The organism is Pseudomonas frederiksbergensis, assembly GCF_001874645.1.
Lineage (GTDB): Bacteria > Pseudomonadota > Gammaproteobacteria > Pseudomonadales > Pseudomonadaceae > Aquipseudomonas > Aquipseudomonas frederiksbergensis_B.
In genome coordinates this window covers 2878930-2897204 of the sequence record NZ_CP017886.1, presented here as the reverse complement: position 1 = coordinate 2897204, position 18275 = coordinate 2878930, and the positions used below count along the sequence as shown (strand labels likewise).

Below are 18275 nucleotides of genomic sequence, written 5' to 3'. Positions count from 1 at the left end.
CCCACGCTCCCGCGTGGGAACGATCGGTGGTCAGGGCAAAAGCACCGTCGACCCGGTGGTCCGCCGTGCCGACAACTCAATCTGCGCCTTTCCCGCTTCAGCCAGTGGATAACGCTGGTTGATGTCCACCTTCAACTTGCCGCTGATGATCATCCCGAACAATTCGTCGGCCATGGTTTGCAGGTTTTCAGCGTTATTGGCGTAAGTCCCCAGGGTTGGCCGGGTCACGTACAACGAGCCTTTCGCGGCGAGAATTCCCAGGTTCACCCCGTCCACCGCACCCGATGCGTTGCCGAAACTCACCACCAGCCCGCGTGGCGCCACGCTGTCGAGCGACGTTAGCCAGGTGTCCTTGCCAACGCCGTCATAGACCACAGGGCACTTTTTGCCGTCAGTCAGTTCCAGCACCCGCTGTGCGACGTTTTCCTTGCTGTAGTCGATGGTTGCCCAGGCGCCGAGGGATTTTGCCAGTGCGGCTTTCTCCGGAGAGCTGACGGTGCCGATCAACTTCACGTCCAAAGCCTTGGCCCATTGGCAGGCGAGCGATCCAACACCACCGGCCGCGGCGTGGAACAGAATGGTTTCGCCGCCCTTGAGTTCATAGGTCTGACGCAACAGGTACTGCACGGTCAGGCCCTTGAGCATGACGCCTGCGGCCTGTTCGAAGCTGATGGCGTCCGGCAGATGCACCAGATTGTCTTGCGGCAACACATGCAACTCGCTGTAAGCACCCAGCGGGCCACTGCCATAGGCCACGCGGTCGCCGACCTTGAAGCGCGTGACGTCGCGGCCCACCGCGTCGACCACGCCCGCGCCTTCCGCGCCCAGACCCGATGGCAGGGCGGGTGGTGCGTAGAGGCCGCTGCGGTAATAGGTGTCGATGAAGTTCAGACCAATGGCCTTATTGCTCACGCGTACCTGCTGCGGGCCCGGCTCGGCCGGCTGATAATCCACATACTCAAGCACTTCGGGGCCGCCATGGGCTCGGAACTGAATACGTTTGGCCATCTGCACTCTCCTTGGGTCTTAGCTACTAGAGTTGTAGCGCGTAGCGCCCTATCGGACTCCTAAGCTTGATCTTCGTCAACTGCGACGGGCACGGGCGCAGTGTTATGCTACGCGCCCATTTGCGCCGGCTGCCGTTCTGATCGAGCGCCGTGTAGCTTTGCCCGATTCAAGGTGATGCCATGACTACCCGCACCGAGGCCGTTAAAGCCTACCTGCTCGACCTGCAAGACCGTATTTGTGCCGCGCTGGAAGCCGAGGACGGCGGTACCCGCTTCGTCGAAGATGCCTGGACCCGGCCTGCCGGTGGTGGCGGTCGCACGCGGGTGATCGAAAACGGCGCGGTCATCGAGAAGGGCGGCGTCAACTTTTCCCACGTCTTTGGCAGCGGTCTCCCGCCGTCCGCCAGCGCCCATCGGCCGGAACTGGCCGGGCGTGGCTTCGAAGCCCTCGGCGTGTCGCTGGTGATTCACCCGCACAATCCGCATGTACCGACATCCCACGCCAATGTGCGCTTTTTCATCGCCGAGAAAGAAGGTGAAGAGCCGGTCTGGTGGTTCGGCGGCGGCTTCGACCTGACCCCTTACTACGGCAACATCGATGACTGCGTGCACTGGCACCGTGTGGCCTTCGATGCCTGTGCACCGTTCGGTCCGGATGTTTACAGCCGTTACAAGGACTGGTGCGACAGCTATTTCCACATCAAGCATCGCAACGAGCCCCGGGGTATTGGCGGCCTGTTCTTTGATGACTTGAACGAGTGGGACTTCGATACCTGCTTCGCCTTCATACGCGCTATCGGCGACGCTTACATCGATGCTTACCTGCCGATCGTCCAGCGTCGCAAGGCGCAAGCCTTCACCGCGAAGCAGCGCGAATTTCAGGAATTCCGTCGTGGGCGTTATGTTGAGTTCAACCTGGTGTACGACCGTGGCACGCTGTTTGGTCTGCAATCGGGCGGGCGTACCGAGTCGATCCTCATGTCGCTACCGCCGCAAGTGCGCTGGGGCTACGATTGGAAGGCCGAGCCTGGCAGCGAAGAAGCGCGCCTGACCGAGTATTTCCTGCAAGACCGCGATTGGTTGGCTAACGCCTGAACGAGGAGTCCTGATGGACCGTTACGTCGTATTCGGTAACCCGATTGGCCACAGTAAATCCCCGTTGATCCATCGCCTGTTCGCCGAGCAGACCGCTCAGCAGCTGGACTACAGCACCTTGCTGGCGCCGCTCGACGATTTTTCTGGTTGTGCCACGGAGTTTTTCCGCGAAGGCCGTGGCGCCAACGTCACGGTGCCGTTCAAGGAAGAGGCCTATCGTCTGGCCAACAGCCTGACGGAACGGGCGCAGCGGGCCGGTGCGGTCAACACCTTGAGCAAACTGGACGACGGTAACCTGTTGGGCGACAACACCGATGGCGCCGGGTTGGTACGGGACCTGATGGTCAATGCCGGGTTCAGTCTGCGCGGTAAACGCATTCTGCTGCTGGGCGCTGGCGGCGCGGTGCGTGGCGCGCTGGAGCCTTTGCTGGCCGAGCAGCCGGCGTCGGTGATCATCGCCAATCGCACGCTGGAAAAAGCCGAGTTGCTGGCCGAACTGTTCGCCGATCTCGGCCCGGTGTCCGCCAGTGGTTTCGACTGGCTGCGTGAGCCGGTGGACCTGATTATCAATGCCACGTCGGCCAGTCTGTCAGGCGATGTACCGCCGATTGCCAGTAGCCTGATCGAGCCGGGCAAGACCGTTTGCTACGACATGATGTACGGCAAGGAACCGACTTCGTTTTGCCGCTGGGCCAGCGAACATGGCGCTGCGGTGTCGATGGATGGCCTGGGGATGCTCGCCGAACAGGCAGCTGAAGCGTTCTACCAGTGGCGCGGCGTGCGCCCGGACACTGCACCGGTGCTCGCCGAACTTCGCCGCCAACTGGCGCTTTAAGATCAAAAGATCGCAGCCTGCGGCAGCTCCTACAGGGAAATGACGCTCGGCGTAGGAGCTGCCGAAGGCTGCGATCTTTTCAGTCCTCAAACCGGATCGGGCATTTCTCCGGTCCTTCCAGTCTCAACAATTCTTCGACCACATGCCCCCGCGCCCGGCGCAGGATCAGGCTGCGGTCTTGTCTGAGCAGTCGTCGCGCTTCCTGGTGCAGCATCTCTACACCTGAATAGTCGATGAAATTGATGTACTGCGCTTCAATCACCACCTTCAGGCCTTGAGTGCGTTGCAGGCGCACTTGCAGGTAGTGGCTGGCGCCGAAGAAGATCGAGCCGCCGACTCGCAGAATCTCTTCATCGCCTTCGCTCCATTGCTGCACGCGGGGTTGCGAGGTGCGCTTGAGGTAGAAGAACAGCGAGACCAGCACACCGGCGTAGATCGCCGTTTGTAGCTCCAGCAGCAAGGTGGCGATGCAGGTCAGCGCCATCACCACGAACTCGGCGCGACTGACCCGGAACAACGCGCGAATGCCGCGGTGGTCCACCAATCCCCAGCAAATCAGCAGAATGCTCCCTGCCATGGCCGGAATCGGGATATGCGCTATCAGCGTTGCCCCAGTCAGCGCAAACACCGCCACCCACAGCGCCGAGAACACCCCGGCCAGTGGTGAGCAGGCCCCCGCCTCATAACTCAATCCCGAACGGGTAAAGGAACCGGCCGACAGTGAGCCTGCGAAAAAGCTGCCGACGATATTCGAAAGCCCTTGCGCACGGACTTCCTGATTCGCATCGAGCAACTGCTGCGAACGCGCCGACAAGGAGCGGGCAATCGACAGGCTGGTCACCAGCCCGAGCATGCCGACCGCCACGGCACTGGGCAGCAGGCGCAACACCAAATCCAGATCCAGTGGCAACGGGTTGAACGGCGGCAGCCGGCCCACGAATGAGCTGACCAGCTTCACATGGCCAAACATCGATGGCCACCACCACACCAGCAGGCCGCTGAAGATCAGGCTGATCAGCAGGCTAGGCCAGCGCGGCACCAGCAGTTTCAGCGCGACGCCCACTGCCAGCGTGCCGAGGCCCAGCAGCAGCGACGGTTTATCCAGCGCGCCGATGTCGCCGATCAATGACACCAGACTATTCAGCGCCGTGGCCTGATTCGGCAGATCCAGCCCCAACAGGTTTGGTAACTGCCCGAGGGCGATTACCACTGCCGCACCGAGGGTGAAACCCAGTACCACCGAGTGCGAGACAAAGTTCACCAACGCGCCAAAGCGCAACATGCCCAGCAGCCACTGGAAAATACCGGCGAGGAAGGTCAGCAGCAGGATCAGCGTGATGTAGTCCTGGGAACCGGGCACTGCCAAGGGACTGACGCTGGCGTAAAGTACGATAGAGATTGCCGCTGTCGGGCCACAGATTAAATGCCAGGAGGAGCCCCAGAGGCAGGCGATCAACACCGGGATGATGGCGGCGTACAAGCCGTATTCGGCGGGTAACCCGGCGATCAGGGCATAGGCAATGGATTGCGGCAACGCAAGAATTGCCCCGCTGAGGCCAACGACAAGGTCGCGGCCGACGCTGGCGCGGGTTTGCCGGGGCAGCCAGCTGAGAAAGGGGAAGAGCTTATGGCGTCTGGAGATTGCCATGGGGCCTCTTGGTTGGGGTTTTTGTAGAAGAGTAACTGATCGTTCCCACGCTCTGCGTGGGAACGATCATAGGGCTCAGAGTTTGGCTTTCACCGCTGGCAATGCGTCTTTGCCGTCCGCGGTTTTCACGCCATCAAGCCACTTGTCCAACACCGCCGGATTAGCCTTGATCCACGCCTTCGCCGCATCGGCGTTGCTGACCTTCTTGTTGAGCACCTCGGCCATGATGCTGTTCTCCATCTCCTGGGTGAAGCTCAGGTTGGTCAGCAGCTTGCCGACGTTCGGGCAGGCTTGTGCATAACCTTTGCGGGTCAGGGTGTGGACGCTGCCGGTGTCGCCGAAATATTTCTCGCCACCCTTCAGGTAATGCATTTTCAGCTGCACGTTCATTGGGTGCGGGGTCCAGCCGAGGAAGGTCACGAACTTCTGTTTTTTAACCGCACGGGACACTTCGGCGAGCATCGCCTGTTCGCTGGACTCGACCAGCTTCCACTGGCCGAGGTCGAAATCGTTCTTCTTGATGATTTCTTGCAGCGAGAGGTTCGCCGGTGCTCCGGAGCCTATGCCGTAGATCTTCTTATCGACTTCTTTTGGGTGTAGCTCGGCGTACTTGTTCAGGTCGGCAAAGGTTCGCACACCGGCGTCCCATACATAGTCTGGCACCGCCAGGGTGAACTCGGTGCCGTCGAGGTTATTCGACAGCTGGGTGACATCGCCATTGGCCACGAACTTGTCGTAGAAGCCCTGTTGCGCCGGCATCCAATTACCCAGGAACACATCGATCTGGCCGTCCTTGAGCCCGCCAAAGGTGATCGGTACGGCCAAGGTATCGACCTTGGCCTTGTAGCCCATGCCCTCAAGCAGGAAACCGGTGATGGCGTTGGTCGCGGCGATGTCGCTCCAGCCCGGGTCCGCCATTTTCACTGTGTCGCAACTTTGCTCGGCCCAGGCCGACACACTGCTCAAGGCCAGCAGCCCCGCCGTCAATACTGTGGATAACCTTTGCATGTTCTTCCCCTTACGTTATTGGTTTTGGCAGGGTTGTGGATAACGGGCTTTGCGCTCCAGATCATCGAGGTCGATGTGGTTGCGCATGTACTGCTGGCTGGCGTCGACCAGCGGCTGGTGGTCCCAGCTCTTCAGCTTGCCGAGGGTCAGCGCCTGAGCGACGAAACGTCGTCGACGCTGGCTGGCGAGCACCTGTTGTTGGATCGCCGGGATGTTCCACTTGGTCCGCGATTCGGCAAGAAAGTCGTCGAACAACTGGCGATGTTGCACGGATTGGCTGAGTTCCTCCTGTTCATGCGGATCGTTGTGCACGTCGAAGAGCAGGCACGGGTCATCTTCGCTGTAGATGAATTTGTACGCGCCACGGCGGATCATCATCAGCGGACTAATGGTGCCTTCGGCCATGTATTCGCCAAACACTTCGTCGTGCCCGCCCTGCCCCTGCAAGTGCGGCACCAGCGAGCGACCGTCCAGTGGCAAACCGGGTTCCAGGCTGCCACCGGCCAGTTCCACCAGGGTCGGCAGCAGGTCGGCGGTGGACACCGCGGCACTGACTCGCCCGGCGGCGAACTGCCCCGGTGCGCTGACCAGCAGCGGCACGCGGGCGGCCATTTCGAACCAGTGCATTTTGTACCAGAGCCCACGCTCGCCGAGCATGTCGCCGTGGTCACCGGAGAAGACAATGATGGTGTCGTCGATCAGCCCGGTTTCTTCAAGGGTTTGCAGGAGTTTGCCGACGTTGCTGTCGATATAGCTGCACGCACCGAAATAGGCGCGGCGCGCATCGCGAATCTTACCCACAGGCAGTGGCTTGTCCCACAGGTCGTAGACCTTGAGCAGACGCTGGGAATGCGGATCGAGATCGGTTTGCGCCGGCGTTTCCGGCAGCGGGATGTCTTTGTCGTCGTACAGGTCCCAAAAGGCCTTGGGAATGGTGTAAGGATCGTGTGGGTGAGTCATCGACACGGTCAGGCAGAACGGCTGATCGCCGTCTTCGCGGATGTGATCGAACAGGTACTGCTGGGCCTTGAACACCACCTCTTCGTCGAAATCCAGCTGATTGGTGCGCACGCAGGGCCCGGCCTGCAGCACCGAGGACATGTTGTGATACCAACTCGGACGCACGTCCGGCTCATCCCAGTTCACTGCCCAGCCGTAGTCGGCCGGGTAGATGTCGCTGGTCAGGCGTTCTTCGTAGCCATGCAACTGGTCCGGACCACAGAAGTGCATCTTGCCGGACAGCGCGGTGCGGTAGCCGAGACGCCGCAGGTAGTGGGCATAGGTCGGCACATCCGCAGGAAAATCCGCCGCGTTGTCGTAGGCGCCGATCTTGCTCGGCAACTGGCCGCTGATCAGGGTGAAGCGCGAAGGTGCACACAATGGGCTGTTGCAATACGCGGCGTCGAACACCACGCCTTGCGCGGCGAGGCGGCTCAGGTTGGGCAGCTTGATCGGCGATGAACCGTAGAACGGCAACAGGGGCGCGGCCATTTGATCGGCCATGATGAAAAGAATGTTCTTGCGCTTCATGTGATCGCGGCATTCCATAGTGAGCAGTTATGCGAAAGTGCTGTGATCGAGCATGTGGCCCGTGCACTTCGTGGTAAAGCCCTCGCCCGGCAATGACTAGGATAAGCACAGCTTATGTATGACGCCCTTGGTGATGTGTCCCTGGACCTGTTCCGCGCCTTCGAAGCCGCCGCGCGCCATCGCAGCTTCACCGCCGCGGCAGTGGAGCTCGGCACCACACAGCCCGCTGTCAGCCAGCAGATCAAACGGTTGGAGGAGCAACTCGGCACCCGGCTGTTCGACCGCATCTACCGAGGCATCGAGCTGACCGAGGCTGGAGCGAGTCTGTTCGAGCACGTACAGGCGGGTTTGCAGAGCATCGACGCAGGGTTGAATGCGATCAGTGCTCAGCATCAGCACGAGGTGTTGCAGGTGGCCACCGACTTCGCCTTCGCCGCGTATTGGCTGATGCCGCGCCTGCACCGTTTTCATGAAGCCAACCCGGATGTGGACGTCAGCCTGGTCACCAGCGAACGCAGCCACAACATGCTGCGCACCGACATCGACGTGGCCGTGTTGTTCGGTGATGGGCGTTTCAAACAGGGTGAAAGCCATTGGCTGTTCAGCGAAGAAGTGTTTCCGGTGTGCAGTCCGCTGCTACTCAAGGAGCGCACGGCGCCCCTGCCCGCTCACGCCTTGCAGGAGTTGCCGCTGCTGCATTTGCGCGGGGAAAACAGCGGTCATTGGTTCGACTGGAACGGTGTGTTCCGCACGTTGGGCATCGCCACCCCACCTGCGCCGGGGCAGTTGCGTTTCGACAACTACACGCTGTTGATTCAAGCGGCGATTGGCGGCCAGGGCGTGGCCATCGGTTGGCGGCACCTTGTGGATAACTTGCTGGCGCAAGGTTTGTTATGCCGGCCGATTACCGAGACGGCGATGTCGAGTTTTGGCTATTACGTGGTGCTGCCTCAGCGCAAACGCCGCAGCGCGCTGATTCAGCAGTTCGTCGACTGGCTGATGACCGAACAGGCCAGCAGTGCGGAATCGCTGACAGGTTTGGCCCTGCCGTCGATTGCGGTGTAGCGTTACGGGTGGAATGAATCCCAAGACACGAGAACGCTATGCAACGGATCAAGGGCATGCAACAGATCAAGGGCTACCACGCCCACGTTTACTTCGACGCGAACACCATCGATCAGGCGCGGGCCCTGTGTGAGCAGGCTGCGCAGCTGTTCCCGCTGAAGATGGGCCGGGTGCACGAACGGTTGGTCGGCCCGCACCCGGACTGGAGCTGCCAACTGGCCTTCACGCCGGATCTGCTCGGCGAAGTGCTGCCGTGGCTGGCGCTCAATCGCAAAGGTCTGGTGGTGCTTTTGCATCCGGACACCGGCGATGACCTGGCCGACCACACCGACCATGCGATCTGGATGGGCGCGATCCGGCCGCTGGATCTGTCGATTTTTTGAGCAAGTCCGATCGCAGACGTTGATCGTTCCCACGCAGGAGCGTGGGAATGATCAGTGGGTGCTACTGACTACAAAACCCCTTCCAGCACTTCATAAACCACCCCGGTGCCCACGGCGATCAGCACGATGTCGCCGCCCATGCGTCGCCATTCGTAACCTGGGTAGTACGGCAAGCGTTCGAGGGCTCGGCTGTCCAGGCGTTCGCCGTAGTAGCCGCGTGGCAAGGGCTGGCCTCTGACCCAGCGAATGCCCGGCGGTGGGGGTGCGCCGCGCCCGAAATACCCGTGGTTGACGCGGATCACTTCGCGTACCGGGCCGAAGTCCTGAGGTGGCCGTCTGTATTCAGGGCGGTGATCGCGCTGATCATCGCCGCGATGCTCGTACTGCGGGCCGCCACGATCATGCTCGCGATAGTCACGTTCATCAGCGCTTGCGTGGAGCAAGGGCGTGGCGCTGAGCATCAATACACCCAGGCTGGCGATCAGGCGTTTGGGCATTTTCATTCGGGTCTTCCTCACAGCATCCACCGCAAAAAAAGGGGTTCAGAACTCGGTCCTGAACCCCTGGGTCTTGCTATTTAGTCTGCGGCGCCGGGCACTAATTCCTCTGTATCAGGAACTTTACTCTTAGCTGACGCGGGCTTTACGCACGCCTTCAGACAACGCCGAGCACAGGCTCAGTACGCCGTCGATGGCCTGGTCAGGTGTGGTCGCGTTAGCGATGTGGTCGATCAGTGCCGAGCCCACGACCACGCCGTCTGCCAGACGGGCGATGGACGCCGCTTGCTCGGGTGTACGGATGCCGAACCCGATGCTGATCGGCAGGTCGGTGTGGCGACGCAAACGGGCCACGGCTTCTTCGACGTGTTCCAGAGTCGCTGCGCCAGCGCCTGTCACACCGGCCACCGATACGTAGTACACGAAACCGGAACTGCCATTGAGTACCGTCGGCAGACGCACGTCGTCGGTGGTCGGCGTGGTCAGGCGGATGAAGTCGATGCCTGCCGCTTGCGCCGGGTCGCACAGCTCGCCGTTATGCTCAGGCGGCATGTCGACCACAATCAGACCGTCGACGCCGGCTTCTTTCGCATCAGCGATAAAGCGCGGTACGCCGTAGTAATGAATCGGGTTGAAGTAACCCATCAGCACCAGCGGAGTGTCGTTGTTGTCTTTGCGGAACTCGCGAACCATTTGCAGGGTTTTCGCGAGGTTCTGCTTGGCGCCCAGGGCGCGGATGTTGGCGAGCTGAATCGCCGGGCCGTCGGCCATCGGATCGGTGAAGGGCATGCCCAACTCGATCACGTCGGCACCGGCCGCTGGCAGACCTTTGAGGATCGCCAGCGAGGTGTCATAACTCGGGTCGCCGGCAGTGACGAAGGTCACCAGGGCGGCGCGGTTCTGTTCTTTGAGTTCGGCGAAGCGTGTTTGCAGGCGGCTCATCAGTGTTTCTCCTGCTGGGACTGTTCCATATGGTGCATCACGGTTTGCATGTCTTTGTCGCCACGGCCGGACAGGTTGACCACCATCAGGTGATCTTTCGGCAGGGTCGGTGCGCGTTTGAACACTTCGGCCAGGGCGTGGGCGCTTTCCAGTGCAGGAATAATCCCTTCCAGGCGGCAGCATTTGTGGAAGGCGTCCAGGGCTTCGTGGTCAGTTACCGAGGTGTACTGGACGCGGCCGATGTCATGCAACCAGGCGTGTTCAGGGCCGATACCCGGATAGTCGAGGCCAGCGGAGATCGAGTGAGCGTCGATGATCTGGCCATCGTCGTCCTGCAACAGGAAGGTCCGGTTGCCGTGCAGCACGCCCGGTACGCCGCCGTTCAGGCTGGCCGCATGTTTGCCGGTTTCGATGCCATGACCCGCCGCTTCAACGCCGATGATTTCGACGCTTTTGTCATCGAGGAACGGGTGGAACAGGCCCATGGCGTTGGAACCACCGCCGATGCACGCCACCAGGCTGTCCGGCAGACGGCCTTCCTGGGCTTGCAGCTGTTCGCGGGTTTCTTTACCGATCACCGCCTGGAAGTCACGGACCATCGCCGGATACGGGTGTGGGCCGGCCACGGTGCCGATCAAGTAGAAGGTGCTGTCGACGTTGGTCACCCAGTCACGCAACGCTTCGTTCATCGCGTCTTTCAGGGTGCCGGTGCCAGCAACCACGGGGATCACTTCGGCGCCCAGCAGTTTCATGCGAAACACGTTGGCCTGTTGGCGCTCGATGTCGGTGGTGCCCATGTAGATCACGCAATCGAGGCCAAAGCGTGCAGCGACAGTGGCGGTGGCCACGCCGTGCATGCCGGCGCCGGTTTCGGCGATGATGCGCTTTTTACCCATGCGCCGTGCCAGCAGGATCTGACCGATGCAGTTGTTGATCTTGTGCGCGCCGGTGTGGTTCAGCTCTTCGCGCTTGAGGTAGATCTTCGCGCCGCCGCAGAACTCGGTCAGGCGCTCGGCGAAGTACAGCGGGCTTGGGCGGCCGACGTAGTCGCGCTGGAAGTAGGCCAGTTCTTCTTTGAACGCCGGATCATCCTTGGCCGCTTCGTATTCGCGGGCCAGGTCGAGAATCAACGGCATCAGGGTTTCGGCAACGTAGCGGCCGCCGAACGCGCCAAACAGGCCGTTGGCATCAGGGCCGTTGCGCAGATTAGTCTGGGTCATGGAGCGCTCCAGGTGAATTCGTGAAGTGGCAATGGCGTTCACTCTACCCCTGACGTCCCGAGCTGAAAACCGATAAGATCGCCGTAACCTGTCAGGAAAACTCACAGATCCCATGAGCCACGACCTTCCCCCGCTGAACGCCCTGCGCGCCTTCGAGGCCACTGCCCGCCTGAACAGCGTCAGTCAGGCTGCGGAGCAATTGCACGTGACCCATGGTGCGGTCAGTCGACAGCTGAAAGCGCTGGAGGAACATCTGGGGGTGAGCCTGTTCGTCAAGGATGGGCGCGGCCTTAAACTCACAGATGCCGGCGTGCGGTTACGCGATGCCAGCAGCGAGGCTTTTGAGCGTTTGCGCACCGTTTGCAGTGAGCTGACGCAGGGCCATGCCGATGCGCCGTTCGTGCTCGGCTGCTCTGGCAGCTTGCTGGCGCGCTGGTTCATTCCACGTTTGGGCCGGTTGAATGCTGACCTTCCGGACTTGCGTTTGCACCTGTCGGCGGGTGAAGGCGATCTTGACCCTCGGCGGCCGGGGCTGGATGCCTTGCTGGTGTTTGCCGAGCCACCGTGGCCTGCGGACATGCAGGTATATGAACTGGCCAGCGAGCGCATCGGCCCGGTGCTCAGCCCACGCTTTGCCGGTTATGACCGTCTGCGTCAGGCGCCGGCCGCTGCGCTGCTCAACGAACCCTTGTTGCACACCACGTCGCGCCCGCAAGCCTGGCCCAGCTGGGCACAGCGCAACGGCCTCGATGCCAAAGCGTTGAAGTTCGGGCAGGGTTTCGAGCATTTGTATTATTTGCTGGAGGCAGCGGTGGCCGGGCTGGGTGTGGCGATTGCGCCTGAGCCGCTGGTGGCCGAAGACTTGAAGGCCGGTCGCCTGGTTGCGCCGTGGGGGTTCAGTGAAACCCCGGCGCAACTGGCGTTGTGGCTACCCAAGCGCGCCGCAGACGGGCGCGCTCGGCAGTTGGCGCAGTGGCTGAAAAACGAGCTGCGCCAAACCTAATGGCCTGTGTGGCTAGTTCTGTTAGTCAACTTCGGCGCCATAACCCCATATCCTGCGTTGCTGCTCCTCGCCATAGCGGGCTATGACTCGTCACAGCGCCTTGGCTCTGGGCTTCTGGCATCCGAATTTGAACTAACGAACTAGCCGTACAGGCCACTAATCACCGCGTTTGTACAGCAGATAGGCCGCCAGCAAACCCAAGGCTCCAACTGCGACGCTGGCGGTGGTCCACGGGTGTTCCTGGGCGTAATCGCGGGTGGCGATCCCGGTTTCACGGGTTTTGACTTTGACGTCTTCGTACGCATCGCTGAGCAGGTGGCGCGAGTGCTTCAGTGCGCTCTCGGCGTTGCTTTTGAGGGTCTTGAGGGTTTTCAGCGACTCGTCCGAGGCATCGCTCTTCAAGCTTTCCAGCGACTTGAGCAGACTCTCGATCTCGGCTTCCATGCTTTGCAATGAGGCTTTACGCAACGAAGTGTTGGCCATGGTGACTCTCCTGCATTGATTGAATGGCGTGTGTTGGTTGGGACTCCAGCGGTTCGGGAAAGTGCAGTCAATCTGAACCTGCGCTTGGGAATGATAGCCACAAGAAATACGAAAAATCGCTGCTAGGCTCTAAGCACTACTCAAGGAGAGCGCCATGACTGACCATCACACTTACAAGAAAGTCGAACTGGTTGGTTCGTCCCCCACCAGTATTGAAGAAGCCATTAACAACGCCTTGGCCGAGGCCAGCAAAAGCATCAAGCACATGGAATGGTTCGAGGTCACCGAAACCCGTGGGCATATCAAGGACGGCAAGGCGGCACACTTTCAGGTGACGCTCAAAGTCGGGTTCCGGATTGCCAATAGCTGAGGTTGAGCTAGGCTTCTGAACTTGTGCGCTGGCCGATTGCCATAAGGAATGGCAAAGCGCTACATCGTTTTGGGCGACAGATGCCCGAGTGTTAACGCTTACCCCTTTTGATCCGACCAGGGAATGTAACCGATGAAGAAATTTATTTTGGCGGTGGGTTTGTTGAGCATTGCGGGAACAGCCTTTGCGGCGGGCAAGCCGTGCGAAGAGCTGAAAAGTGAAATTGCGGCAAAAATCGATGCCAAGGGCAGCAAACACTACTCGCTGGAAATCGTCGATAAAGGTGCGGCCGCGGGCGGCAAAGTCGTCGGCACCTGCGACGCGGGCAAGAAGGTAATCATCTACAAGCGTGGTTGATTCTTTGCAGACTTGAAGGCCGACGCCATGGCGTCGGCTTTTTTCTGGGCGTTGTTTAAGATTCAGCCCTTCATCACTTGCGCCAGCAGTTCGTAGGAATGCAGGCGATCAGCGTGTTCGTACAGGTCGCAGGTGAAGATCAACTCGTCGGCCTGAGTCTGCTCGATCAGCACCTCAAGTTTGCCGCGAATTTTCGCTGGGCTACCGACCATGGCCAGACCCAGGAAATCACCGACGGCTTCTTTTTCATGGGGCAGCCACAGACCGTCCATGGTTTTCACCGGTGGCCGTTGAACCAGGCTTTGGCCTCGCATCAGCGCCAGGATCCGTTGGTAGACCGAGGTCGCCAGGTAATCAGCGTGTTCGTCGGTGTCGGCGGCAACCAGCGGTACGCCGAGCATCACGTAGGGTTTATCCAGTACGGCGGAAGGTTTGAAGTGATTGCGGTAAACCCGAATCGCTTCATGCATATAACGCGGTGCGAAATGCGAGGCGAAGGCGTAAGGCAAACCGCGTTCGCCGGCCAGTTGTGCGCTGAACAGGCTGGAGCCCAGCAGCCAGACCGGCACATTGGTGCCCGTGCCGGGCATCGCGATAATTCGCTGGTCCGGAGTGCGTGGGCCCAGGTAGCGCACCAGTTCGGCCACGTCTTCGGGGAAATCATCGGCGCTGCCGGAGCGCTCACGGCGCAAGGCGCGGGCGGTCATCTGGTCGGAACCCGGTGCGCGGCCCAGACCGAGGTCGATCCGTCCTGGATAGAGGCTTTCGAGGGTGCCGAACTGCTCGGCGATCACCAGCGGCGCATGGTTGGGCAGCATCACGCCACCAGAGCCGACACGAATGGTCGACGTGCCGCCGGCCAGATAGCCAAGCAGCACAGACGTCGCGGAACTGGCGATGCCATCCATGTTGTGGTGTTCGGCGACCCAGAAGCGGTTGTAGCCCCACTGCTCGACGTGTTGCGCCAAATCCAGCGAGTTGCGTAGCGATTGCGCAGGGCTGCCGTTCTCGCGCACGGGCACAAGGTCCAGGGTCGAGAACTTGATATCGGACAGTTGTTTCATAAGCCGGCTTCTCCAATGAGGGTACGCAGGCCTTTCTCACCAACGAAAACCTGCCGAATGCATGAGCGTGTTCCATGCAATGTGGGCATATACCCGAGTTTCAATAGCAGACATGAGTTTGCCGGCCAGATAAGCGGTTCGATCCGACAAGGTGAACTTTGCCCAGTCTTCTATCCTCAGAACCCTGGCAACCGAAAACCATGAAGGCGCGACCCTTCGCGCTGGATTTTGAGGAGGCAGAGATGAGCATCAAAAAGAAAGCATCGGCACATTGGGTCGGTGATCTGAAAACCGGCCTTGGTTCTATCTCGACCGAAACCGGGGCCCTGAAAAATGCACCTTATGGCTTCAAGGCGCGCTTCGAAGGTGGCCCGGGCACCAACCCGGAAGAGCTGATCGGCGCCGCTCATGCGGGTTGTTTCTCCATGGCCTTTTCGATGATTCTCGGTGAGGCTGGCCTCAAGGCCGACACGATTGACACCCATGCCGAGGTGACGCTGGATCAGGTCGACGGTGGTTTTGCGATCACCGCCGTGCACCTGACGCTCAACGCGAAAATCCCTGGCGCCAGCCAGCAGCAATTCGAAGAATTGAGCAAAAAGGCCAAAGAAGGCTGCCCGGTGTCCAAAGTGTTGAACGCTAAAATCACCCTCGATGCGACGCTGGTGAATTGAGTTCTATGGGGTAAAGATCGCAGCCTTCGCCAGCTCCTACGGACTCATATCGGTCATCGTAGGAGCTGGCGCAGCCTGCGATCTTTTTTGTTCTGAATCAAACTCGTGGGGTAAAACTGTGGTCGAATAAGTGACAGCAGCTTCAGCGCATGACTGTGCGCGCTGCCTCAAGGGAGCTTCAACCATGAAACGTTTTGCCTTGGCGGTTATCTGCAGTGTGCTGGCCACATCGGCCCTGGCGGCAACCAAATCCTGCGAAGAGCTCAAGGCCGAGATTGAAGCCAAGATCCAGGCCAATAACGTGTCGTCCTACACTCTGGAGATCGTCGCCAATGACGAAGTGCACGACCAGAACATGGTGGTCGGCACGTGTGAAGGTGGAACGAAGAAAATCATCTATCAGAAGAACGACAGATAATTCGCCTTACGGCAGGCAAAACGTCTGGCTCTCTTCGGCGAGGAGCTCGCGCTTGGCGTTATACAGCCGGGCGCTGGGGGTGAAGGCCAGCGAGCGGCCTTCAAGCAGGTAACGCTGGCCGGCTTCGAAATGATCGTAGTGCACGGTCAAGTAGCAGAGTCGGTTTGGCGAGTCGAAGTCCATGCCAAAGCCTGCGGAAAACACCTCGAAGTCGAAGCGCACCTTCAGTTCATGGCTGCCTGGCGTGACCTGGAAGAATCGCCCGTCATTCAGGGTCTTATTGTCCAGGCTTTCGGCCATGAGGACTTTGCCCCCGGGCGTCGGCATGGCGAAGTCGACCCAGGCCATGTTCGGGTTCACGGCGGGCATCGGGCTCATACAAGCGGCCAGCGAGCTGATAGCGAAAAAAAGCAGAGTCCTGCGCATGATTCATTCCCGGGCGGTCAGGTATAAAGCATAGCGCCGATCAGCTGCTCTGGCAGCCCGCCGGATGCGCTTGGCCAACGACTTTTCGCTGCTGATCGTAGAGTTTGGCCCACGGCCGGAAACCGATATTCCCTGCTTCCAGTTGATATCGTTGGCCGGCGTTGAAGTCGCTGAATTTCACACTTAATCGGCAATCGCGCCACAGCGGTTTGGCGTCGGGGCCGATATTCGTCGGTGCTACCGCGAACTGATAACGCACCTTCAGTTCGTGGCTGCCCGGTGGAACTTCGAAGTAGCGTTTATCGGCGGAGGCCTTGGCATCCACTTCCAGCGCTTGCAGCACGGTGTCCTGTTGATGCGGACCGAGGTTGATCCAGGCTTGTGTGGGGTCGGGTTGGGGCAGTCCAGCACAGCCAGCCAGCATCAGCAGGCTTCCAGTCAGCATTAACGCGCGCATAGCGAAGCTCCAGTCAGGCGAGATAGTCTTGCGGGCAGACTCCCCAAGGATGATTCGATGTGATCAGGCCGCTTCCAAGCCATCGGTTACTTGATCGCGCTTTGCGCGTTTTGTTTCCGGCCACGCTGCTTTTACTGCTCAACGGTTGCACGAGCGTTAGTTACTACAGCCAGTTGGCCAGCGGCCAGTGGCATTTGTTGCGGTCGCGAGAACCCGTAAGCGAGGTGATTGCCGACCCTGCACGTGACGCGAAACTGCGCGCGCATCTGGTTCAGTCGCAAAAGGCCCGCGAGTTCGCCAGCCAGCGGTTGCACCTGCCTGACAACAAAAGTTATCGCCTCTATGCCGACATCGGCCGACCCTATGTGGTCTGGAATGTGTTCGCCACGCCGGAGTTTTCCCTCAAGCCGCAGAATCATTGTTTTCCGGTTGCCGGGTGTGTGGCCTATCGCGGGTACTACAGCCAGAGCGCCGCGCGAGGTGACGCTGCGCTACAACGTCGGCAAGGCATGGACGTGTCGATCAGTGGCGTTGAAGCCTATTCGACCCTGGGCTGGTTCAACGACCCGATCATCAGTTCAATGATGAGCTGGGGCGACGAGCGCCTGGCGACACTGATTTTTCACGAGTTGGCGCATCAACGGTTTTATGTGAAGGACGACACCGAGTTCAACGAGTCATTCGCCACCTTCGTCGAACAGGAAGGCACCCGCCAATGGCGCGCGGCGCGCGGTTTGCCACCTGCCAGTCAGGCTCAAGAGCAGCAACGCGATCAATTTACCCGGCTGATTCTGGATACTCGTACGCGGCTCGAAAAACTCTATGCATTGCCCCTGGCGGCTGAGCAAATGCGCCAGCGAAAAGCGGCCGAGTTCGAGCGCTTGCGCAGCGATTATCGAACCCTGCGCGACAGCCAATGGGCCGGCGAGAAGCGCTACGACGCCTGGATCAATGCCCCGATGAATAACGCTAAATTGCTGCCATTCGGGCTCTATGACCAATGGGTGCCGGCGTTTTCCGTGGTGTTCAAACAGTCGAGTGGGGATTGGCTGAAGTTCTATACGGCGGTCGAAAAGTTGGGGGCACTGCCGGTTGAGCAGCGTAAGGCGGCGCTGAAAGCGTTGGTGGACTGACTAACCCCGCAAAAACGCCTGGTGCAACTCGGCCAGCGTCTCGAAATGATATGCCGGTTGTTCGGCGCTCAATTCTTCGTGGCTGCCGAAGCCATAACCCACCGCCGCCGCGTTCAGACCGTTGCGCCTGGCACCGATCAGGTCGTGTTTGCGGTCGCCGATCATCAGCGTGGTGGCCGGATCGAGGGCTTCTTCGGCCATCAAGTGCGCAATCAGCTCGACCTTATCGGTGCGGATGCCGTCCAGCTCGCTGCCGTAGATCACTTTGAAGTGCCGGTCGAAACCGAAGTGCCGGGCGATTTCCCGGGCGAAAATCCACGGCTTCGACGTCGCGATGTACAGTTGCCGCCCTTGCCCATTAAGGGTTTCCAACAGTGGCGTGACACCGTCGAACACCCGGTTCTCGTACAAGCCGGTGACCTTGAAACGCTCGCGGTAGAAATTCACCGCCTCCCAGGCCTTGGGCTCGTCGAAGTCGTAGAACTGCATGAAGGCTTGCAGCAACGGCGGGCCGATGAAGTGCTCGAGTTTGGTCAGGTCAGGTTCGTCGATCCCCAGTTTGCTCAAGGCGAACTGGATCGAGCGGGTGATGCCCTCGCGCGGGTCGGTCAGGGTGCCATCGAGGTCGAATAGAACGGTTTGATAATGCATGAACATTCC

General features: G+C 60.1%; 22 protein-coding genes. 10 read left to right on the top strand and 12 right to left on the bottom strand.

Annotation, left to right across the window (positions count from 1 at the left end; all coding sequences use genetic code 11):
* Nucleotides 1–30 precede the first annotated feature (30 nt).
* Nucleotides 31–1008, bottom strand: coding sequence for an NADPH:quinone reductase (locus tag BLL42_RS13960; RefSeq protein ID WP_071552625.1), 978 nt, complete (start codon nt 1006–1008; stop codon nt 31–33).
* 179 nt (nt 1009–1187) lie between these two features.
* Between BLL42_RS13960 and hemF the strand changes: the two genes are divergently transcribed.
* Entirely contained in the window at nt 1188–2102 is a 915-nt protein-coding gene (gene hemF, locus BLL42_RS13955; protein WP_071552624.1) for an oxygen-dependent coproporphyrinogen oxidase, read from the top strand.
* Nucleotides 2103–2115: 13 nt separating this feature from the next.
* Nucleotides 2116–2937, top strand: a complete 822-nt coding sequence (gene aroE, locus BLL42_RS13950; RefSeq protein ID WP_071552623.1) for a shikimate dehydrogenase — start codon at nt 2116–2118, stop codon at nt 2935–2937.
* A 79-nt stretch (nt 2938–3016) separates the two neighbouring features.
* Here aroE and BLL42_RS13945 read toward each other — a convergent pair whose 3' ends face one another.
* The 3 genes from BLL42_RS13945 to betC form a co-directional block, all read right to left on the bottom strand.
* Entirely contained in the window at nt 3017–4585 is a 1569-nt protein-coding gene (locus tag BLL42_RS13945; protein WP_071552622.1) for a SulP family inorganic anion transporter, read from the bottom strand.
* A 75-nt stretch (nt 4586–4660) separates the two neighbouring features.
* Nucleotides 4661–5593 (bottom strand): choline ABC transporter substrate-binding protein, encoded by a 933-nt coding sequence (gene choX / locus BLL42_RS13940; protein WP_071552621.1) that lies wholly within the window; start codon nt 5591–5593, stop codon nt 4661–4663.
* Between the two features lie 15 nt (nt 5594–5608).
* Complete coding sequence (gene betC / locus BLL42_RS13935; RefSeq protein WP_071552620.1) at nt 5609–7123, bottom strand: choline-sulfatase; 1515 nt, start codon at nt 7121–7123, stop codon at nt 5609–5611.
* Nucleotides 7124–7237: 114 nt separating this feature from the next.
* Between betC and BLL42_RS13930 the strand changes: the two genes are divergently transcribed.
* Both BLL42_RS13930 and BLL42_RS13925 read left to right on the top strand, forming a co-directional pair.
* Nucleotides 7238–8188, top strand: a complete 951-nt coding sequence (locus BLL42_RS13930) for a choline sulfate utilization transcriptional regulator (protein WP_071552619.1) — start codon at nt 7238–7240, stop codon at nt 8186–8188.
* 56 nt (nt 8189–8244) lie between these two features.
* Nucleotides 8245–8571, top strand: a complete 327-nt coding sequence (locus tag BLL42_RS13925) for a DOPA 4,5-dioxygenase family protein (RefSeq protein ID WP_071555760.1) — start codon at nt 8245–8247, stop codon at nt 8569–8571.
* A gap of 68 nt (nt 8572–8639) precedes the next feature.
* Here BLL42_RS13925 and BLL42_RS13920 read toward each other — a convergent pair whose 3' ends face one another.
* The 3 genes from BLL42_RS13920 to trpB form a co-directional block, all read right to left on the bottom strand.
* The gene (locus tag BLL42_RS13920; RefSeq protein ID WP_071552618.1) at nt 8640–9074 is read right to left on the bottom strand and encodes an anti-virulence regulator CigR family protein; all 435 of its coding nucleotides are present in this window, start codon (nt 9072–9074) and stop codon (nt 8640–8642) included.
* Nucleotides 9075–9197: 123 nt separating this feature from the next.
* A complete protein-coding gene (gene trpA / locus BLL42_RS13915) occupies nt 9198–10010 on the bottom strand; it encodes a tryptophan synthase subunit alpha (RefSeq protein ID WP_071552617.1) in 813 nt (270 codons plus the stop codon).
* The gene (gene trpB / locus BLL42_RS13910) at nt 10010–11230 is read right to left on the bottom strand and encodes a tryptophan synthase subunit beta (RefSeq protein WP_071552616.1); all 1221 of its coding nucleotides are present in this window, start codon (nt 11228–11230) and stop codon (nt 10010–10012) included. Before trpB ends, trpA begins: the two co-directional genes overlap by 1 nt.
* 112 nt (nt 11231–11342) lie before the next feature.
* On the opposite strand from trpB, the gene BLL42_RS13905 reads away from it, so the two are divergent.
* The gene (locus BLL42_RS13905) at nt 11343–12233 is read left to right on the top strand and encodes a LysR family transcriptional regulator (protein WP_071552615.1); all 891 of its coding nucleotides are present in this window, start codon (nt 11343–11345) and stop codon (nt 12231–12233) included.
* 156 nt (nt 12234–12389) lie between these two features.
* On the opposite strand, the gene BLL42_RS13900 is transcribed toward BLL42_RS13905, so the two are convergent.
* Complete coding sequence (locus BLL42_RS13900; RefSeq protein ID WP_071552614.1) at nt 12390–12716, bottom strand: ElaB/YgaM/YqjD family protein; 327 nt, start codon at nt 12714–12716, stop codon at nt 12390–12392.
* A gap of 154 nt (nt 12717–12870) precedes the next feature.
* On the opposite strand from BLL42_RS13900, the gene BLL42_RS13895 reads away from it, so the two are divergent.
* A complete protein-coding gene (locus BLL42_RS13895) occupies nt 12871–13086 on the top strand; it encodes a dodecin (RefSeq protein WP_071552613.1) in 216 nt (71 codons plus the stop codon).
* 132 nt (nt 13087–13218) lie between these two features.
* Nucleotides 13219–13443 (top strand): DUF1161 domain-containing protein, encoded by a 225-nt coding sequence (locus tag BLL42_RS13890; RefSeq protein ID WP_071552612.1) that lies wholly within the window; start codon nt 13219–13221, stop codon nt 13441–13443.
* 62 nt (nt 13444–13505) lie between these two features.
* Here BLL42_RS13890 and BLL42_RS13885 read toward each other — a convergent pair whose 3' ends face one another.
* Complete coding sequence (locus BLL42_RS13885) at nt 13506–14507, bottom strand: LLM class flavin-dependent oxidoreductase (protein WP_071552611.1); 1002 nt, start codon at nt 14505–14507, stop codon at nt 13506–13508.
* 242 nt (nt 14508–14749) lie between these two features.
* On the opposite strand from BLL42_RS13885, the gene BLL42_RS13880 reads away from it, so the two are divergent.
* The gene (locus BLL42_RS13880) at nt 14750–15181 is read left to right on the top strand and encodes an OsmC family protein (protein ID WP_071552610.1); all 432 of its coding nucleotides are present in this window, start codon (nt 14750–14752) and stop codon (nt 15179–15181) included.
* A gap of 184 nt (nt 15182–15365) precedes the next feature.
* Nucleotides 15366–15599: a DUF1161 domain-containing protein gene (locus BLL42_RS13875; RefSeq protein ID WP_071552609.1), complete on the top strand. Its 234-nt coding sequence runs from the start codon at nt 15366–15368 to the stop codon at nt 15597–15599.
* 6 nt (nt 15600–15605) lie between these two features.
* Here BLL42_RS13875 and BLL42_RS13870 read toward each other — a convergent pair whose 3' ends face one another.
* Entirely contained in the window at nt 15606–16025 is a 420-nt protein-coding gene (locus tag BLL42_RS13870; protein WP_071552608.1) for a PA0061/PA0062 family lipoprotein, read from the bottom strand.
* A gap of 40 nt (nt 16026–16065) precedes the next feature.
* Nucleotides 16066–16482 (bottom strand): PA0061/PA0062 family lipoprotein, encoded by a 417-nt coding sequence (locus BLL42_RS13865; protein WP_071552607.1) that lies wholly within the window; start codon nt 16480–16482, stop codon nt 16066–16068.
* A 59-nt stretch (nt 16483–16541) separates the two neighbouring features.
* Here BLL42_RS13865 and BLL42_RS13860 point away from each other — a divergent pair, with 59 nt between their 5' ends.
* The gene (locus tag BLL42_RS13860) at nt 16542–17615 is read left to right on the top strand and encodes an aminopeptidase (RefSeq protein ID WP_071552606.1); all 1074 of its coding nucleotides are present in this window, start codon (nt 16542–16544) and stop codon (nt 17613–17615) included.
* Here BLL42_RS13860 and BLL42_RS13855 read toward each other — a convergent pair whose 3' ends face one another.
* The gene (locus tag BLL42_RS13855) at nt 17616–18266 is read right to left on the bottom strand and encodes an HAD family hydrolase (RefSeq protein WP_071552605.1); all 651 of its coding nucleotides are present in this window, start codon (nt 18264–18266) and stop codon (nt 17616–17618) included. It abuts the gene before it with no gap.
* Nucleotides 18267–18275: the final 9 nt, after the last annotated feature.

Coding starts and splice junctions, on each gene's coding strand:
- BLL42_RS13960 (WP_071552625.1), bottom strand. CDS start 1,008: ATGGCCAAACGTATTCAGTTCCGAGCCCATGGCGGCCCCGAAGTGCTT.
- hemF (WP_071552624.1), top strand. CDS start 1,188: ATGACTACCCGCACCGAGGCCGTTAAAGCCTACCTGCTCGACCTGCAA.
- aroE (WP_071552623.1), top strand. CDS start 2,116: ATGGACCGTTACGTCGTATTCGGTAACCCGATTGGCCACAGTAAATCC.
- BLL42_RS13945 (WP_071552622.1), bottom strand. CDS start 4,585: ATGGCAATCTCCAGACGCCATAAGCTCTTCCCCTTTCTCAGCTGGCTG.
- choX (WP_071552621.1), bottom strand. CDS start 5,593: ATGCAAAGGTTATCCACAGTATTGACGGCGGGGCTGCTGGCCTTGAGC.
- betC (WP_071552620.1), bottom strand. CDS start 7,123: ATGAAGCGCAAGAACATTCTTTTCATCATGGCCGATCAAATGGCCGCG.
- BLL42_RS13930 (WP_071552619.1), top strand. CDS start 7,238: ATGTATGACGCCCTTGGTGATGTGTCCCTGGACCTGTTCCGCGCCTTC.
- BLL42_RS13925 (WP_071555760.1), top strand. CDS start 8,245: ATGCAACAGATCAAGGGCTACCACGCCCACGTTTACTTCGACGCGAAC.
- BLL42_RS13920 (WP_071552618.1), bottom strand. CDS start 9,074: ATGAAAATGCCCAAACGCCTGATCGCCAGCCTGGGTGTATTGATGCTC.
- trpA (WP_071552617.1), bottom strand. CDS start 10,010: ATGAGCCGCCTGCAAACACGCTTCGCCGAACTCAAAGAACAGAACCGC.
- trpB (WP_071552616.1), bottom strand. CDS start 11,230: ATGACCCAGACTAATCTGCGCAACGGCCCTGATGCCAACGGCCTGTTT.
- BLL42_RS13905 (WP_071552615.1), top strand. CDS start 11,343: ATGAGCCACGACCTTCCCCCGCTGAACGCCCTGCGCGCCTTCGAGGCC.
- BLL42_RS13900 (WP_071552614.1), bottom strand. CDS start 12,716: ATGGCCAACACTTCGTTGCGTAAAGCCTCATTGCAAAGCATGGAAGCC.
- BLL42_RS13895 (WP_071552613.1), top strand. CDS start 12,871: ATGACTGACCATCACACTTACAAGAAAGTCGAACTGGTTGGTTCGTCC.
- BLL42_RS13890 (WP_071552612.1), top strand. CDS start 13,219: ATGAAGAAATTTATTTTGGCGGTGGGTTTGTTGAGCATTGCGGGAACA.
- BLL42_RS13885 (WP_071552611.1), bottom strand. CDS start 14,507: ATGAAACAACTGTCCGATATCAAGTTCTCGACCCTGGACCTTGTGCCC.
- BLL42_RS13880 (WP_071552610.1), top strand. CDS start 14,750: ATGAGCATCAAAAAGAAAGCATCGGCACATTGGGTCGGTGATCTGAAA.
- BLL42_RS13875 (WP_071552609.1), top strand. CDS start 15,366: ATGAAACGTTTTGCCTTGGCGGTTATCTGCAGTGTGCTGGCCACATCG.
- BLL42_RS13870 (WP_071552608.1), bottom strand. CDS start 16,025: ATGCGCAGGACTCTGCTTTTTTTCGCTATCAGCTCGCTGGCCGCTTGT.
- BLL42_RS13865 (WP_071552607.1), bottom strand. CDS start 16,482: ATGCGCGCGTTAATGCTGACTGGAAGCCTGCTGATGCTGGCTGGCTGT.
- BLL42_RS13855 (WP_071552605.1), bottom strand. CDS start 18,266: ATGCATTATCAAACCGTTCTATTCGACCTCGATGGCACCCTGACCGAC.